Annotated in this window: 15 protein-coding genes; 12 read left to right on the top strand and 3 right to left on the bottom strand. The window is 57.3% G+C overall.

Going from position 1 to position 16,649, the window contains the following annotated elements:
• Window positions 1–10 precede the first annotated feature (10 nt).
• A complete protein-coding gene (locus tag D8779_RS12110; protein WP_136664734.1) occupies window positions 11–1,213 on the bottom strand; it encodes a CaiB/BaiF CoA transferase family protein in 1,203 nt (400 codons plus the stop codon).
• Window positions 1,214–1,393: 180 nt separating this feature from the next.
• Here D8779_RS12110 and D8779_RS12105 point away from each other — a divergent pair, with 180 nt between their 5' ends.
• The 12 genes from D8779_RS12105 (at window position 1,394) to D8779_RS12050 (ending at window position 14,516) form a co-directional block, all read left to right on the top strand.
• A complete protein-coding gene (locus tag D8779_RS12105; RefSeq protein WP_136664733.1) occupies window positions 1,394–2,314 on the top strand; it encodes a LysR family transcriptional regulator in 921 nt (306 codons plus the stop codon).
• 118 nt (window positions 2,315–2,432) lie between these two features.
• Window positions 2,433–3,437: a TRAP transporter substrate-binding protein gene (locus D8779_RS12100; RefSeq protein ID WP_136664732.1), complete on the top strand. Its 1,005-nt coding sequence runs from the start codon at window positions 2,433–2,435 to the stop codon at window positions 3,435–3,437.
• A gap of 173 nt (window positions 3,438–3,610) precedes the next feature.
• Window positions 3,611–4,243 carry a TRAP transporter small permease gene (locus D8779_RS12095; protein WP_136664731.1) on the top strand — a complete coding sequence of 211 codons (633 nt, stop codon included), beginning with the start codon at window positions 3,611–3,613 and terminating at the stop codon, window positions 4,241–4,243.
• Window positions 4,240–5,523 carry a C4-dicarboxylate TRAP transporter large permease protein DctM gene (gene dctM, locus D8779_RS12090; RefSeq protein WP_136664730.1) on the top strand — a complete coding sequence of 428 codons (1,284 nt, stop codon included), beginning with the start codon at window positions 4,240–4,242 and terminating at the stop codon, window positions 5,521–5,523. Before D8779_RS12095 ends, dctM begins: the two co-directional genes overlap by 4 nt.
• Before the next feature lie 115 nt (window positions 5,524–5,638).
• Window positions 5,639–7,594, top strand: coding sequence for an acetate--CoA ligase (gene acs, locus D8779_RS12085; RefSeq protein WP_136664729.1), 1,956 nt, complete (start codon window positions 5,639–5,641; stop codon window positions 7,592–7,594).
• 571 nt (window positions 7,595–8,165) lie between these two features.
• The gene (locus D8779_RS12080; protein WP_136664728.1) at window positions 8,166–8,945 is read left to right on the top strand and encodes an ABC transporter substrate-binding protein; all 780 of its coding nucleotides are present in this window, start codon (window positions 8,166–8,168) and stop codon (window positions 8,943–8,945) included.
• Between the two features lie 171 nt (window positions 8,946–9,116).
• Window positions 9,117–9,806 (top strand): ABC transporter permease, encoded by a 690-nt coding sequence (locus D8779_RS12075; protein WP_136664727.1) that lies wholly within the window; start codon window positions 9,117–9,119, stop codon window positions 9,804–9,806.
• Between the two features lie 16 nt (window positions 9,807–9,822).
• Window positions 9,823–10,521: an ABC transporter permease gene (locus D8779_RS12070; RefSeq protein WP_136664726.1), complete on the top strand. Its 699-nt coding sequence runs from the start codon at window positions 9,823–9,825 to the stop codon at window positions 10,519–10,521.
• 9 nt (window positions 10,522–10,530) lie between these two features.
• Window positions 10,531–11,643 carry a succinylglutamate desuccinylase/aspartoacylase family protein gene (locus D8779_RS12065; protein ID WP_136664725.1) on the top strand — a complete coding sequence of 371 codons (1,113 nt, stop codon included), beginning with the start codon at window positions 10,531–10,533 and terminating at the stop codon, window positions 11,641–11,643.
• A gap of 18 nt (window positions 11,644–11,661) precedes the next feature.
• Window positions 11,662–12,426 (top strand): ABC transporter ATP-binding protein, encoded by a 765-nt coding sequence (locus D8779_RS12060; RefSeq protein WP_136664724.1) that lies wholly within the window; start codon window positions 11,662–11,664, stop codon window positions 12,424–12,426.
• A 66-nt stretch (window positions 12,427–12,492) separates the two neighbouring features.
• On the top strand, window positions 12,493–13,473 hold the full coding sequence (gene argR, locus D8779_RS12055) for a transcriptional regulator ArgR (protein WP_136664723.1): 981 nt from the start codon (window positions 12,493–12,495) through the stop codon (window positions 13,471–13,473).
• A 173-nt stretch (window positions 13,474–13,646) separates the two neighbouring features.
• Window positions 13,647–14,516 (top strand): lipopolysaccharide kinase InaA family protein, encoded by an 870-nt coding sequence (locus D8779_RS12050; RefSeq protein ID WP_136664722.1) that lies wholly within the window; start codon window positions 13,647–13,649, stop codon window positions 14,514–14,516.
• A gap of 83 nt (window positions 14,517–14,599) precedes the next feature.
• Here D8779_RS12050 and D8779_RS12045 read toward each other — a convergent pair whose 3' ends face one another.
• Window positions 14,600–15,436 carry an ion transporter gene (locus tag D8779_RS12045; protein WP_136664721.1) on the bottom strand — a complete coding sequence of 279 codons (837 nt, stop codon included), beginning with the start codon at window positions 15,434–15,436 and terminating at the stop codon, window positions 14,600–14,602.
• A 41-nt stretch (window positions 15,437–15,477) separates the two neighbouring features.
• Complete coding sequence (locus D8779_RS12040; protein ID WP_136664720.1) at window positions 15,478–16,431, bottom strand: urea transporter; 954 nt, start codon at window positions 16,429–16,431, stop codon at window positions 15,478–15,480.
• Window positions 16,432–16,649 lie beyond the last annotated feature (218 nt).

Raw genomic sequence — 16,649 nt, 5'->3', positions numbered from 1 at the left:
CGCCGGTGCCTCAGATAATTCCGCGTTCACGCAGGCCGTTTACCTGTTCGTTGCTCAGGCCCAGGCCGGCCAAAATATCGTCGCTGTGCTCGCCCAGTTGCGGGCCGCCGCTACCCAGGCGCCCCGGTGTGCGGCTAAGTTTGGGCAGCACGCCCGGTACCTTGAGCGGGCCAGCGCTGGTTTGTACGGTCTCGATCATCTGGCGCGCCAGGTAGTGCGGGTCTTTGACGATGTCAGCTGCGGTGTAAGGGTACCCAGCCGGCACTCGCGCCGCCTTGAGCGCCTCGATAACCTCGTCGCGTCCGCGCAGAACGGTCCACTCGGCGATGGCCGCGTCGATCATCTCGGCGTGCTCGCTGCGACCATCGTTCTGCTCCAAGCGCGGATCATCGCCCAGGTCATCACGGCCGATCAGGCTCATCAAACGCTTGTAGATGCTGTCGCCATTACCGGCGATTAATACGTAGGCGCCATCGTTACAGGGGTAGGAGTTGGACGGCGTGATGCCGGGCAGGGCGCTACCAGCAGGCTCGCGAATGTAGCCAAAGGCGTCGTATTCCGGCACCAGGCTTTCCATCATGGCGAATACCGACTCATACAACGCCACGTCGATTTCCTGACCTAGGCCGCTGCGCTGGCGTTCCTGCAGAGCCAGGAGTACGCCAATCACGCCGTACAGTGACGACAGTGAGTCGCCGATGCTGATGCCCACGCGCACCGGGGCCTGGCCCGGGTAGCCGGAAAGGTGGCGCAAACCGCCCATGGCCTCACCGATCACACCGAAACCGGGCAGATCGCGGTAAGGGCCTGTTTGGCCGTAACCGGAGATGCGCAGCATGATCAGGCGCGGGTTTATACGCTTGAGCTCTTCATAACCAAGCCCCCAACCTTCAAGGGTGCCGGGGCGGAAGTTTTCCACCAGTACGTCGGCTTCAGCGACTAGCTGGCGGACGATCTCCTGAGCCTCTTGTTCCTTCAAATTGAGGGTCAGTGAGCGCTTGTTGCGTGACTGCACGTGCCACCAAAGCGAGGTGCCATCCTTGATCTTGCGCCACTTGCGCAGCGGGTCGCCGACGCCTGGCGGCTCGATTTTGATCACATCAGCGCCGAACTCGCCGAGCATTTTGCTGGCAAAAGGGCCGGCGATGAGCTGCCCCATTTCGATCACTTTCATGCCCTGCAGGGCCATGGTAGCTGTGCTTGTTTGTGTCATTGCGGCACCTGTGCGGTATTGGTTCTTATGGGAGGCAGGATGGCGCAGCGGTACTGCGTGAACAATTGATCAATCGCCAAGCTAGGCTTCGTGTATTGCGAAGTGCGATGCTGTAGCGACTCAATGCAGGGTCTTTTTGGCTCTGCTGCTTCGTAGAACACGAATCAAAAGGCCGTCAGCATGCGTCGTATCGACTTCATCACTCTCAAGCTGTTCGTGGCAATCGCCGATGAGCGCAGCCTGACCCGCGCCGCTGAACGTGAACACCTAGCCTTGGCTGCGGTGAGTAAGCGGGTCAGCGATTTGGAAAGCCAGCTCGGTATCGCACTGCTTTATCGCCAGCCTAAAGGCGTCGAATTGACCCCGGCCGGACATGCGTTGCTGCACCACGCGCGCAACATGATGAACAATCTTGAGCAGCTCAATGCTGATCTCAGTGAGTTCAGCGAGGGGGTTAAGGGCCATGTGCGTATCCATGCCAACACCTCAGCGGTGATCGAGTTCCTTCCCGAGGACTTGGCTAGTTTTAGCCGTGCACATCCACAGGTGAAGATTGACTTGGAGGAGCGCGTTAGCAGTGAAACCTTGCGCGCGGTACGCGAAGGTTTGACTGACATCGGTATATTCGCGGGGCATGTGTCAGCCGATGACTTGCAAGTGTTCACCTATCGCCATGATCAATTGGTGTTGGTCATCCCGCGTGATCATCCGCTGGCTGAGCGCACGGGTATTCATCTGCGTGAAGCGGTCGGTTATGACTTTATAGGCTTGCAACAAGATGCCTCGCTACACGGCCTGTTACAGCATTCGGCCCATAACCTAGGTATCGCGCTTCGGCTGCGTATTCAGGTGCGTAGTTTCGAGGCGATTTGTCGAATGATTCATACCGGCATGGGGGTTGGCGTGTTGCCGGAACTGGCGGTGCGTACCTACTTGCCTGCTTTGGACGTGCGCGTCATTCCGCTGCACGACCCTTGGGCCAGGCGCGAACTGAAGATAGCTGTGCGCCATATGGACAGTCTTTCGTTGACTGCGAAGCAGTTGCTTGAGCACCTGTGCAATAGCGAGCAAAACAGCCTGAAAGCGCATCTGCCTTCGTGAATGCCGAAGGCAGAGTTGTTCAAATGTGAATTTCAGGGCTTAGGAGCGCTGGGGTAGAGTCCGCTCAATCGCTAGGCATCCGCCCGCGAAGCTCAGACAAAAACAACAGGAGCTCTTCATGAAGTATCTATCCGTCCGTCGCGGCCTTGCCGGGCTGCTCGTCGGTTGCGCTTTACTGGGTACATTGTCGGCGCAGGCCGCCGATCCCATTTTGATCAAGTTCTCCCATATCACCGCTGACAGCACGCCCAAAGGGCAGGGTGCACTGCTGTTTAAGAAGCTCGTGGAAGAGCGTCTGCCAGGTAAGGTTAAGGTCGAGGTTTATGCCAACTCCTCGTTGTATGGCGATGGCAAAGAAATGGAGGCGCTGTTGCTCGGCGAGGTGCAGATGCTGGCCCCAGCACCGTCCAAGCTTGAGCAGTACACCAAGCAACTGCAGCTGTTTGACATGATGTTCCTGTTCGACGATGTGGCTGCCGCCCAACGTTTCCAAGGTTCGGATAAGGGTAAGGCATTGCTCAAATCCATGGAGAGCAAGGGTATAACCGGGCTGGCTTACTGGCTCAACGGCATGCGCCAACTCACCGCCAACAAGCCGTTGATCGTGCCTGCCGATGCACGTGGGCAGAAATTCCGCGTGCAACCATCCGATCTTCAGGCTGCGCAGTACAGTGCGCTGCGTGCGGTGCCGCGTAAGATGTCCTTCGCCGAGATTTACCAGGGGCTGCAGACGGGTGTAGTCAATGCGCAGGACAATCCGTGGTCGAATATCTACTCGCAGAAGTACTTCGAAGTGCAGAAGTACATGACTGAGTCTAACCACGCCATTGGCAACTATTTGCTGATCACCAATAGCCAATTCTGGAACGGTTTGCCGGCGGATATTCGCAGCGAGCTGGAACTGATCGTTGATGAAGTCACCGTTGAGGTGAATAAGCGGGCTGAAGCGCTGAATGCCGAGGCTCGTCAGGGCATTGTCGACTCCGGCAAGACTGAGATCACCGTTCTGACGCCTGAACAACGTACGGCCTGGCGTGATGCCGTAAGCCCAGCGTGGGCCAAGTTTGAAGCCGAGATCGGTAGCGATGTGATCGAAGCGGCCAAAGCGGCCAATCAGCAATAGCATCCTTGGCCGCTTTGGACTTGTCGTCCGAAGTGGTCATTCCCCCTCTGCCTTTCATAGGCCGTTGATATCCCCAAGTTTGGCCGCCGAGGGCTGCATGCATCTAACGCGATGCGCTTCCCTGTCCGGTTAGCTTCAACTCCTCCCGACTACACAGCCTAACGGAGATACCCATGAACGCTTTACAGCGCGTCTGGGCACGCTTTGAGGAAGGCTTTATCGCTTTTCTCCTTGTCGCGATGACACTCATCACGTTCATTTACGTGATCCTTAACAACCTCTACACGCTGTTCTATACCCTGGCCGATCGCTGGGAGGGTAGCAGTGAGTTCTTCTTCGCCATTGGCGACAGCATTCTCGGCATGGCCCAGTCGATGACCTGGAGCATTGCCCTGACCAAGGCGTTATTCGCCTGGTTGATTTTCTTCGGCCTGGCCTACGGTGTGCGCACCGCAGGCCATATCGGTGTCGATGCGCTGGTAAAACTGGCGAGTAAACCCATCCAACGGGCTATCGGCCTGATCGCCTGCCTGTGCTGCCTGGGCTATGCCGGCCTGATAGCCGTGGCCAGCTTCGACTGGGTGAAAACCCTGTTCACTGCCGGCATTGGCGCCGAAGACCTCGGTCACTACGGCATCATGCAATGGCACATCACCCTGATCGTGCCGTTCGGTTACGCCATGGTATTTGTCCGCTTCTCTGAAATCTTTATACGCATTCTGCGCAATGAGCAGACCGGCTTAGGCCTGGCCGATGAAGCGGCCGACGCGCTGAAGATCAATGAACACGGGGAGCACAAGCAATGACCATTCTGTTCCTCTTTTTCCTGCTGTTTTTGCTGATGTTTATTGGCGTGCCGATTGCCGCCTCCCTGGGCCTGGCCGGCTCGGTGACCATCATGCTGTTCAGCCCGGACTCGGTGCGTTCGCTGGCGATCAAGCTGTTTGAAACCTCCGAGCACTACACCCTGCTGGCCATTCCGTTCTTCCTGCTGTCCGGTGCGTTTATGACCACCGGCGGTGTGGCCAAGCGTTTGATCGATTTCGCCAACGCCTGCGTCGGTCATATCCGTGGCGGCCTGGCGATTTCCGCCGTCATGGCCTGCATGCTGTTCGCCGCCCTGTCCGGTTCATCGCCGGCCACGGTTGCGGCGGTCGGCTCGATTGCCATCGCCGGCATGGTGCGCTCCGGTTACCCGCAAGCCTTTGGCGCCGGCATCGTGTGTAATGCCGGGACCTTGGGCATCTTGATTCCGCCGTCGATCGTCATGGTGGTGTACGCCGCGGCGACCGAGCAATCGGTGGGCAAGCTGTTTATGGCCGGTGTAGTGCCGGGCTTACTGCTGGGCGTAGCGCTGATGGTGGCGATCTATATCGTCGCACGGAAGATGAACCTGCCGGCCATGCCGCGCGCCACCCTGCGTGAGTTCCTGCGCTCGGCTCGCGAGGCGATCTGGGGCCTGTTGTTGATGGTGATCATCCTCGGCGGCATCTATACCGGCATGTTCACCCCAACCGAAGCGGCTGCCGTGGCAGCGGTTTATGCCGGTTTCGTCGCGCTGTTTGTGTACAAAGACCTGACCATCCGCGAGTGCCCCAAGGTGCTGCTGGACTCCGGCAAGTTGACCATCATGCTGATGTTCATCATCGCCAACGCCATGCTCTTCGCCCACGTACTGACCACCGAGCAAATCCCTCAGACCATCACCGCCTGGGTGATCGAGATGGGCCTGCAACCTTGGCAGTTCTTGCTGGTGGTGAACATCGTGCTGCTGGTGGCCGGGGCCTTTATGGAACCGTCTGCAATCATCCTGATCCTCGCGCCGATCCTCTTCCCGATTGCCGTGCAGCTGGGCATCGACCCAATTCACCTGGGCATCATCATGGTGGTGAACATGGAGATCGGATTGATCACCCCGCCGGTGGGGCTCAACCTGTTCGTCACCTCAGCCGTGACCGGGATGCCGTTGACCGCCGTGGTGAAAGCGGCTTGGCCATGGCTGATGCTGCTACTGGGTTTCCTGATGATCATCACTTACATCCCGGCCGTATCCATGGCCTTGCCCAACTGGCTGGGCATGAACTGAAAAATGCTTGAGACCATGGTCATAGAGCGTTAAGACCATGGTCGAATGGCTTTAAAGTAGGCTGCTGACTACAAAATGGGGCATAGAACAACAACTACCCATCGAGGTGTTTCTGATGACTGCTGCGTCCTTGTATCCCGTACGCCCTGAGGTGGCGGCCCAGTCGCTGACTGATGAGGCCACCTATAAAGCCATGTACCAGCAGTCGGTGATCAACCCTGACGGTTTCTGGCGTGAGCAGGCTCAGCGCCTGGACTGGATCAAGCCGTTTACCCAGGTCAAGCAAACTTCCTTCGACGATCACCGTGTCGACATCAAGTGGTTTGCCGACGGCACCCTCAACGTGTCCTATAACTGCCTGGACCGTCACCTGGCAGAACGTGGCGATCAGGTAGCGATTATCTGGGAGGGTGACGACCCATCCGAGCATGAGGAAATCACCTACCGCCAGCTGCACGAACAAGTCTGCAAGTTCGCCAACGCCTTGCGTGGCCAGGATGTGCACCGCGGCGATGTGGTGACCATCTATATGCCGATGATTCCGCAGGCGGTGGTGGCGATGCTGGCCTGTACCCGCATCGGTGCAATCCATTCGGTGGTGTTCGGCGGCTTCTCGCCGGAGGCCCTGGCCGGGCGCATCATCGACTGCCAATCCAAGGTGGTGATCACTGCTGACGAAGGCCTGCGCGGCGGCAAGAAAACCGCGCTGAAAGCCAACGTCGACGACGCGTTGACCAACCCGGAAACCAGCAGCATTCAGAAAGTCATCGTATGCAAGCGTACTGGCGGTGCCATCAAGTGGAATCAGCATCGCGACATCTGGTACGAAGACCTGATGGCCGTAGCGTCCAGCCATTGCGCACCGAAGGAAATGGGCGCCGAGGAAGCGCTGTTTATCCTCTATACCTCGGGCTCCACCGGTAAGCCGAAAGGCGTACAGCACACCACCGGTGGCTATCTGCTGTACGCAGCACTGACCCATGAGCGTGTGTTCGATTACAAGCCGGGCGATATCTACTGGTGCACGGCTGACGTGGGCTGGGTCACTGGCCACAGCTATATCGTTTACGGCCCGCTGGCCAATGGCGCGACCACGCTGCTGTTTGAAGGCATCCCCAACTATCCGGATATTACCCGTGTGTCGAAGATCATCGACAAGCACAAGGTCAATATCCTCTACACCGCACCGACGGCGATTCGCGCCATGATGGCCCAGGGCGATGCGGCGGTAGCCGGTGCCGATGGTTCCAGCCTGCGCCTGCTCGGCTCGGTCGGTGAGCCGATCAACCCGGAGGCCTGGAACTGGTACTACAAGACCGTCGGCAAAGAGCGTTGCCCGATTGTCGATACCTGGTGGCAGACCGAAACTGGCGGCATCATGATCAGCCCGCTGCCGGGTGCTACTGCACTCAAGCCGGGCTCGGCGACCCGTCCGTTCTTCGGTGTGCAGCCGGCGCTGGTGGATAACCTCGGTAACCTGATCGAGGGCGCTGCTGAAGGCAACCTGGTGATTATCGATTCCTGGCCGGGCCAGGCGCGTACCCTGTATGGCGACCACGACCGCTTTGTGGATACCTACTTCAAGACCTTCAAGGGCATGTACTTCACCGGTGACGGTGCGCGCCGTGACGAAGACGGTTACTACTGGATTACTGGTCGCGTCGATGACGTGCTCAACGTCTCCGGCCACCGTATGGGCACCGCTGAGATCGAAAGTGCCATGGTTGCTCACCCGAAAGTTGCTGAGGCTGCCGTGGTTGGCGTGCCGCACGACATCAAAGGGCAGGGCATCTATGTCTACGTCACCTTGAATGGCGGCGAGCAGCCTTCCGAAGAATTGCGCCTAGAGTTGCGAAACTGGGTGCGCAAGGAAATCGGTCCGATTGCCTGTCCGGACGTTATTCAGTGGGCCCCAGGCCTGCCGAAAACCCGCTCGGGCAAGATCATGCGCCGTATCCTGCGCAAGATTGCTACTGCCGAATACGATGCACTCGGCGATATCTCCACGCTGGCAGATCCTGGCGTGGTGCAGCACCTTATCGACACTCACCGCGACATGCAGGCCGCCTAACTCTCGTTAGAACAGCTGCAAGCAACGCCCTGTTTCGGTCACAAGCCGGGCAGGGCGTTGTGCTTTAAAGGCTGCCGCCAAGCGATCTGCTGCATGGGGCAGGGCTATTAGCCGTGATTTATCGATGTTAATCCGTACAAGCTGTTCTAATTGAGCGGTAACAGCGCGCGTTTTTTTGGGGTGTGCGGGAACATTTTCCCCTCAAGTAGTACGTCACGCCCACCGCGCTGTGCAATGAAATTGCGGCTAAGGCCCCGCAATTAAAGGCGCGTATTTAAACTGGCGCATGAATTGCTTTACTCAGTGGTTAATCGTCTTTTCTGTCCGTGCATTTTTTTCGCGGACTGTCAATATCCCCGCTGTGCCCGTCTGAGCCTTTTGTAACTACTTGTCGCATTGAAGAAATATCGACTTTCGAGCTCTCGCTAGAATGCCGCTCACCCGGCTGGAGCCGCTTATGCACTGCGTATCGCGCAGCTTGGCGGCAACTCACTACAATTTATGCAAGGCTGGATGCAGTAACTGACACGCTCTGCCACCTGATGCCATTCCCATTCGAAGGAGTCACAAAATGAAGAAGATTGCACTTCTCGGCGCACTGGCGCTGTCCATGCTGTCACCGCTAGCCATGGCTGAAGAGGCTAAGCCTCTGCGTATCGGTATCGAGGCCGCTTACCCACCGTTCGCCTTTAAAACCCCTGAGGGTGCCATCAGCGGTTTCGACTACGACATCGGCGTTGCTCTGTGCGAAGAGATGAAGGTTGAGTGCAAGTGGATTGAGCAGGAATTCGACGGCCTGATTCCCGCGCTGAAAGTACGCAAATTTGACGCTGTACTGTCGTCGATGAGCATCACCGAAGACCGCTTGAAGTCGGTCGATTTCTCCAAGAAGTACTACCACACCCCCGGCAAACTGGCGATGAAGGCCGGCACTGTGATCAACGATCCGCTGGTCGACCTCAAGGGCAAGAAAGTCGGCGTGCAGCGCTCGTCGATCTACGACCGTCATGCCAGCGATGAGTTCGAGCCAGCCGGCGCTGAAATCGTGCGTTACAGCTCGCAGAACGAAGCTTTCCTCGATCTGGCTTCCGGCCGTGTAGACGCGACCCTGGCCGACGTGGTCAATATCGACGAAGGTTTCCTCAAAACGGACGCCGGCAAAGATTTCGCCTTGGTCGGCCCGGACTTCACCCAAGAGAAGTACTACGGCCATGGCGCCGGTATCGCCGTGCGCAAGGGTGACAAGGAATTGGCTGACAAGATCAGCAACGCCATTGATGCCATTCGCGCCAACGGCAAGTACAAGGAACTGCAAGACAAGTACTTCGACTTCAACGTCTACGGCGACTGATTGAGTTTGCTCCGTCGCGTTCACTGAAAGTGGTGCAAGCGCTATACCTGAAGCTTGCGCCACTTTCAGTGATCACCCTTCTGGCCGTCGCGGAGCGACGTTAAAAATTGCTCCCGGTAATTTCGTTTTACTCCCAGGCGCCGCCCGGCGTTTGCATAAGGTAAGCAGAGCATGCTCAACGGCTACGGCTCGACCATTCTAGAGGGTGCCTGGCTCACCTTGATTCTGGCGCTAACATCGATGGCCGTGGCCGTCACGTTAGGCTTGTTGGGGGCCGCTTTTCGCCTGTCGCCGATCAAGTGGCTGGCGTTATTGGGTGAAACCTATGCAACGGTGATTCGCGGGATTCCCGACCTGGTACTGATTCTGCTGATCTTCTACGGCGGCCAGGATCTGGTTAATCGTCTGGCACCGATGCTCGGCTATGACGATTACATTGATATCAATCCTTTTGTTGCCGGCGTGTTCACCATGGGTTTTATCTTTGGTGCCTACCTGTCGGAGACCTTTCGTGGCGCCTTTATGGCCATCCCCAAAGGTCAGTCAGAAGCGGGTGCAGCCTACGGCATGAGTGGCATGCAAGTGTTCTTTCGCATCTTGGTGCCGCAGATGATTCGCTTCGCCATCCCAGGTTTTACCAATAACTGGCTGGTGTTGACCAAGGCCACGGCGCTGATTTCCGTGGTAGGGCTGCAAGACATGATGTTCAAAGCCAAGAGCGCGGCAGATGCTACCCGTGAGCCGTTTACCTTTTACTTGGCCGTAGCAGGGCTGTACTTGGTGCTGACCAGCGTTTCATTGCTGGCTTTGCGTTACCTGGAAAAACGTTACTCGGTCGGCATTAAAGCCGCTGATCTGTAAGCGGGGGAGCGCAGCGATGATTTTTGATTTCAACGTAATCTGGGACAGCCTGCCGCTTTACTTGGGCGGTGTACTGGTCACCCTGAAAATTCTGCTGATTTCCCTGGCCGCAGGTTTGGCGTTGGCCATTCCCCTGGGTTTGATGCGCGTTTCCAAATCGCCACTGGTTAACTTCCCAGCCTGGCTCTACACCTATGTGATTCGTGGCACCCCGATGTTGGTGCAGCTGTTTCTCATCTATTACGGCTTGGCCCAATTTGAGGCGGTGCGTGACAGCGTCCTCTGGCCGTATTTCTCCAGCGCCACCTTCTGTGCTTGCCTGGCGTTTGCCATTAACACCAGCGCCTACAGCGCCGAGATTCTTGCGGGTAGCCTTAAGGCTACACCGCACGGTGAAATCGAAGCGGCCAAGGCCATGGGTATGTCGCGCAGTAAGTTGTACCGGCGCATCCTGTTGCCATCGGCGTTGCGCCGAGCACTGCCGCAGTACAGCAATGAAGTGATCATGATGCTGCACACCACCTCGCTGGCGTCGATCGTCACCTTGATCGACATCACCGGCGCAGCGCGCACCGTCAGCTCGCGGTATTACCTGCCGTTCGAGGCCTTTATCACTGCGGGCCTGTTCTACCTGTGCCTGACTTTTATTCTCGTACGCTTGTTCAAGTTGGCTGAACGCCGCTGGCTGGCTTACTTAGCCCCGCGCAAGGCTTGAGGATCACGCATGCAGCGTATTGATCATCCACTGCCTTGGGGTTGCCCTGGAACTGAACGCCGGTTGAGCGTGTTCCGCTTCGGCCATGGCCCGTGCAAAGCCTACATCCAGGCCTCCCTACATGCCGATGAGCTACCAGGTATGCGAGTGGCGGTGGAACTCAAGCGCCGACTGCGTGAACTGGAAGCCCAGGGCCGCTTAACCGGCGTGATCGAACTCGTGCCGGTCGCCAACCCGATTGGCCTGGGACAGATGTTTCAGGCGACTCATCAGGGCCGCTTCGAAGTGGGGAGCGGCAAGAATTTCAATCGTGATTTTTTTGATCTGGCCGCCGCCATCGCGCCTGCTCTGGAAGGCTGTTTGGGCAGTGACGGGCCAAGCAATGTAAGGCTGATTCGCGTTGCCATGCTAGCCGCCCTGGAAGCATTGCCTGCGGCTGATTCGGAGCTGCAGGGCATGCAACGTTTGCTGCTCAAACATGCTTGTGATGCTGATGTAGTGCTCGACCTGCACTGTGATTTCGATGCCGCCGTGCACCTGTATTTATTGCCGCAGCAGTGGCCGCAATTGCGCTCGTTGGCCGCACGATTGCAGGCCGGTGCGGCGCTCACCGTCGAGGATTCAGGTGGCAGCTCATTCGATGAGGCTTGCGCCTTACCCTGGGTTCAGTTGGCGCGGCATTTCCCCCAGGCTGCGGTGCCATTGGCTTGCCTGGCAGTAACGGTTGAGCTCGGCGGCATGGCCGATACCGGCAAACCTGAGGCCGAAGCCAGCGCTGAACATATTCTGGCGTTCCTGGCTGAACAGGGGTTGATTGCCGGTGATTGGCCGCCAGCCAACGTTGAAAGTTGCGATGCCACACCGTTTGACGGCGCTCAATACGCCTATGCGCCGCATGCTGGGGTGGTGAGTTTTCTGCAGCCGGTGGGCGCAACTGTCAAAACCGGCGACCCATTATTTGAAGTGATCGATCCGCTGGATGATCGCCACACAACTGTCTGTGCCGTCACAGATGGTGTGCTTTATGCGCGTGAGCGGTTGCGTTTTGCCCAGCCCGGTTTGTGGCTGGCTAAAGTGGCCGGTCGTACCCCTATTCGCCAGGGTCGCTTGCTCAGCGACTGATTCAAGAGAGTGGAAACCATGTACAAACTTGAAGTTCAGGATCTGCACAAGCGCTACGGCAGCCACGAAGTATTGAAGGGCGTGTCGCTAGCAGCCAAAGCCGGTGATGTGATCAGCATCATTGGCTCCAGCGGCTCGGGCAAGAGTACCTTCCTGCGTTGCATCAACCTGCTGGAGCAACCTCACGGCGGCAAAATTTTGCTCAATAACGAAGAGCTCAAGCTGGTGGCCAACAAGGATGGCGGCCTCAAAGCCGCTGACCCTAAGCAGCTACAGCGTATGCGCTCGCGCTTGTCGATGGTGTTCCAGCACTTCAATCTGTGGTCGCACATGAGCGCCCTGGAAAACGTCATGGAAGCCCCGGTGCACGTGCTCGGCATGAGCAAGAAGGATGCCTTGGAAAAGGCCGAGCACTACCTGAACAAGGTCGGTGTGGCCCACAGAAAAGATGCTTATCCTGCGCATATGAGTGGTGGCGAACAGCAGCGTGTAGCGATTGCCCGCGCCCTGGCCATGGAGCCTGAGGTGATGCTGTTTGACGAGCCGACCTCGGCGCTTGATCCGGAGCTGGTCGGCGAAGTACTCAAAGTCATGCAGGACCTGGCCCAGGAAGGCCGCACCATGGTGGTGGTGACCCACGAAATGGGCTTTGCCCGTGAAGTCTCCAACCAGTTGGTGTTCCTCCACAAAGGCGTGGTGGAAGAGCGTGGCTGCCCACGCGAGGTGTTAGCCAACCCGCAATCCGAGCGTCTGCAACAATTCCTTTCGGGCAGTCTCAAGTAATCGGTGGCAACAGTCGCACACACCCTTGCTATGCCCATAATCGCCAACAGAGCCTAAACTGCCCCCATGAATGCCCACCGAATTGGCTTCCTGCTTTGGCCCTCCACCAAGCCCTTAACCCTGGCCTTGGCCGAAGAAGCGCTGCGCGTCGCCCAGCGGGTTCATCCGGAGGTGGTGTATGAGCTGGTGTTTCTCCAGGCCGAAGCCCCCATTGAAGATGCTTGGCGATTACCGGGCGAATCCTGGGTAGGCAAGCTCGAAGGCTGCCAGAAGCTGTTTCTGCTGGCCGATGAGCCACCGGGGCCGATGCCCGCTGCGCTGTCTGCTGCGCTCAAACACGTGGTGCGCAGCGGCTGTGTGATCGGCGCGATAGCGGCCGGGGTTTATCCGCTGGCGCAGCTTGGCTTGCTGGATGGCTACCGCGCTTCGGTGCACTGGCGTTGGCAGGATGATTTCACCGAGCGCTTTCCTAAAGTCATCGCCACCAGCCATTTGTTTGACTGGGACCGTGACCGCCTCAGCGCCTGTGGCGGCTTGGCAGTGCTCGACCTTATGCTGGCCTTGCTGGCCCGTGATCACGGTGCTGAGCTGGCCGGTGCGGTGAGTGAAGAGCTAGTCGTGGAGCGCATTCGCGAAGGCGGCGAACGCCAGCGCATCCCGCTGCAGAACCGTCTGGGCTCCAGTCATCCCAAGCTGACCCAAGCGGTGCTGTTGATGGAGGCCAATATTGAAGAGCCGCTGACCACCGATGAAATCGCCCAGCACGTGTGCGTGTCACGTCGTCAGCTGGAGCGCATCTTCAAGCAATACCTCAACCGCGTTCCCAGTCAGTACTACCTGGAACTGCGCTTGAACAAAGCCCGCCAATTGCTGATGCAAACCAGCAAGTCGATTATCCAGATTGGCCTGTCCTGCGGGTTTTCTTCCGGCCCGCATTTCTCCAGCGCCTACCGCAACTTCTTCGGTGCCACCCCGCGCGAAGATCGCAACCAACGGCGCAGCAATAGCCCATTTGAGTTGACCTCGACGCCCATCGACCGCAGCTAACGGCCGTTTACTGGGGCGCGGCTAAAGTCTTTGCGAAAGTGGCTGCGCACTCAATCAGTGAGGCAAGCCGGTTGTGGGTGGATCAAGGCCGTCTGCGGTGTGTTTTAATGTGCGCCGAATTTTGATCCTGTTACGTGTTATTGAACGTAATAAACGACCTACAAGGACGTTGCATGTTTCATCTCAAATCGATCAGCAAAGGCTTTGTTCGGGCCAAATTACAGCGCAATCAGTTTCTACTCGCACGTGATCAACTGCCTGGCTTAGTCGCCGCATTGCAGCGCTTTTTCGATGCGCCGCACGACTGCAAAACCCTTGACCCGTTAGAACAAACCCGTGGCGTTTACTTGCTCGAGGGTGAGCAGCAGTGGGTGCTCAAGTACAACCACCTGACCAGCTGGAAGAAGCAGCTGACCAACTTCTTCGGTAGAAAGAAGAGTTATGGCCTGCATGATCTGACCAACGAATTTATCAACCTGCAACGTATTAACCCTGCCGCTGATTTCGTTCCACGTGTGGCAGCTTATGGATATCGAACACGTCGGTTATTTTTCCTCAAAGAGGAATACTTACTGGTGAATTTCTTTGCTGATCACTGCGATGTCGACCAACGTTTGCAGAGCAATCCCGAGCAGGCCGAAGCGTTACTCGAACAAATATTTGCGCTGTTTAGCCGTATGTTGGCCTTAGGCTTCTGTCACCTCGACCCGCACCCGAAAAATATTTTGATTGGGCCGGACAAGCAGTTACGTCTGATTGATTTCGAATGTTGTGCCCATCAAGTACTGGAGCAGAACTTCGCATTGGGATTTCTTCACGGCTATTTCTACACCTACTGGTTTCAACGTTTTATCAGCAAAGAGCGCTATCACCAGGTGAGTGACAGCTACTTGCGCAAAGCTCATCCTGAGTTGAATCGCCGTGTATTTGAACCGGTTTATCTGCGTTTTCGCGACCATAAAGTCGGCCGTACAACACGTTATACCGTGATGACATCATGGCCGGCGCAGCAAGCTTTCTGCGAAAAACTTAAAAGCCTTTAATACGCCGTTAGGGCGTTCCAGGTTAATGCCGACAATAAAAAACCGCAGCTCGCTGCGGTTTTTTATTGTCGAGCTATGGCTGTTCAGTTTTGCTCGGTTTGCCGTGGGAATAGTGGGTTGCCGCAGCGGTTGCAGAAGGCGGCGCCGTGATCGTGGTTGTTTTTTGCGCAAACCGGGCAGTCGTGGTTGAGCTGATCACCGCCGCGCATCGCGCTGGCCAGTTCTGCGGTGAAGATCCCGGTGGGTACGGCAATGATTGAATAACCGGTGATCATTATCAGGGTCGACAGTGCCTGGCCCAGTGCGGTTTTCGGCACGATATCGCCAAACCCCACTGTGGTCAGGGTCACCACCGCCCAATAAATCCCGGTCGGGATGCTGGTAAAACCATGCTTGGGGCCTTCAATCACGTACATCAAGGTGCCAAACACTGTGACCAAGGTGGCGATACAGGCGAAGAACACAATGATTTTCTGTTTGCTGCCGCGCAGTGCGGTCATCAGAAAATTGGCCTGGCGCAGGTATGGGCTGAGCTTGAGTACCCGAAACACCCGCAACATGCGGATCACTCGGATGATCAGCAGGTACTGAGCGTCGGCAAAGAACAAGGCGAGGATGCCAGGCAGAATCGCCAGTAAATCAATCAGGCCGAAGAAACTGAAGGCATACCGCATGGGTTTCGGTGAGCTGTAAAGGCGCACGGCATATTCAATGGCGAACAGTGCAGTGAACGCCCACTCGATCACTGAGATTTGTGGCGCGAACTGCTGGTGAATGCTGTCGATACTGTCGAGCATCACCACCACCAGGCTGGCCATGATGGCGAGTAGCAAGAGGTTATCGAAGCGCTGTCCGGCTGGGGTATCGGTATGGAAAATGACGGTGTAAATGCGTTGACGCAGGCTTTGCGGCGTATCCATGGTGGTTTACGGCTCCGTAGCGGTATTGCTTAGGGCGCAGCCTAGGGAGTTTTGTCGGGGCGATGCAAGCCTTTGTCTTGGTTACGAGGCCGCGGAGTGCAGTCAGCTGCTGCTTGATGCAGCAATCGTTGGCTTGCTCCCACCAGCCAACAGGTGAGGATAAAGGGCATGGTCAACGCAGGTAGACCCAGGGCGCTAAAGCCGGGTTGTAGGATCAGCGCCAGGGCGATGCCCAGCACGGGCACCCACAGTCGGCGATGCACCTGGCTAAGGGCAATCGCTGCAAGTGCTGCGTTGTAGCCGTACAAACCGGTGAGTGCGCTGTGCTGCTCAAAGCCCTGATACAGCGCCAGCACCAAGCCGCCGGTTGATCCGAGTAGCGCCCAAACGGCGGCGCGGCGATCGGCCAAGAACAATCCCAACAGCAGGCAGAGACCGGCCAGCGGCTGATCGAGAAAGATCACCTGGCCTAAGCCACGCGCCATGGCGACTAAAGCACTGAACCAGCCAAGCACCTGCGTCTGGCTGGACGTCGCTTGATGCAGATCCAGCTCTAAAGCGGGAGCCAGCCACAGCAACAGCCAGCTCAGGGCGACAAATGGGAAGGTGAAGGCGGGCAGCCAGTGCTGTTCACGCATGCGCCGCATCCAGGCCACCAAGAGCAGGCTGGAGAGCCCGGAGCTGGCCACGATCAACAGCGGAACAAGGACTGACCAGCTGAACTGCAGGCTGATCAGCAGGCCCAGCAAAACACCGTTGTAACCGTACAAACCCAGCTCGATATCCGCTTTGGCATAACCACGACGCTGCGCGGTTAGGGTGCTGCTGAGCCCGCCGAGCAATGCGCCGCCGAGTAATTGCGGTGCACCAATGGCGATGGCCAACAGCACCAACAAACCGCAGCCGGGATGGGCTTGTAGAAATATCTGGCTGAAGCCGTTAAGGAGACAACGAAAGCCTTGCAGCGCATGGGGTGGCAGCGGTAATGGCGACATGCGGATAAACCTGAATAAACAAAATCACCGGGAGAGATTTTTAACGGTGTGTAGCGACGGTCGTAAGGTGGCCGCCATAAATGGCAGGCCATGCAAAAAAGAGGCACCGACTGCGGGCGCAGTCGGTGCCTGGAAACTGGCTAGGCCAGCGTGGGATATCCGGGCTGAGGTGAGCGTTGTGGGCTCACCTCAGGATTTGTCAGTTGTGTAGGGTGGAT

Origin of the sequence: Pseudomonas leptonychotis, assembly GCF_004920405.1 — a bacterium.
In the GTDB taxonomy this organism is placed as follows: domain Bacteria; phylum Pseudomonadota; class Gammaproteobacteria; order Pseudomonadales; family Pseudomonadaceae; genus Aquipseudomonas; species Aquipseudomonas leptonychotis.
The sequence above is the reverse complement of the archived record's forward strand: the minus strand, read 5'-3'. Positions and strand labels throughout refer to the sequence as shown.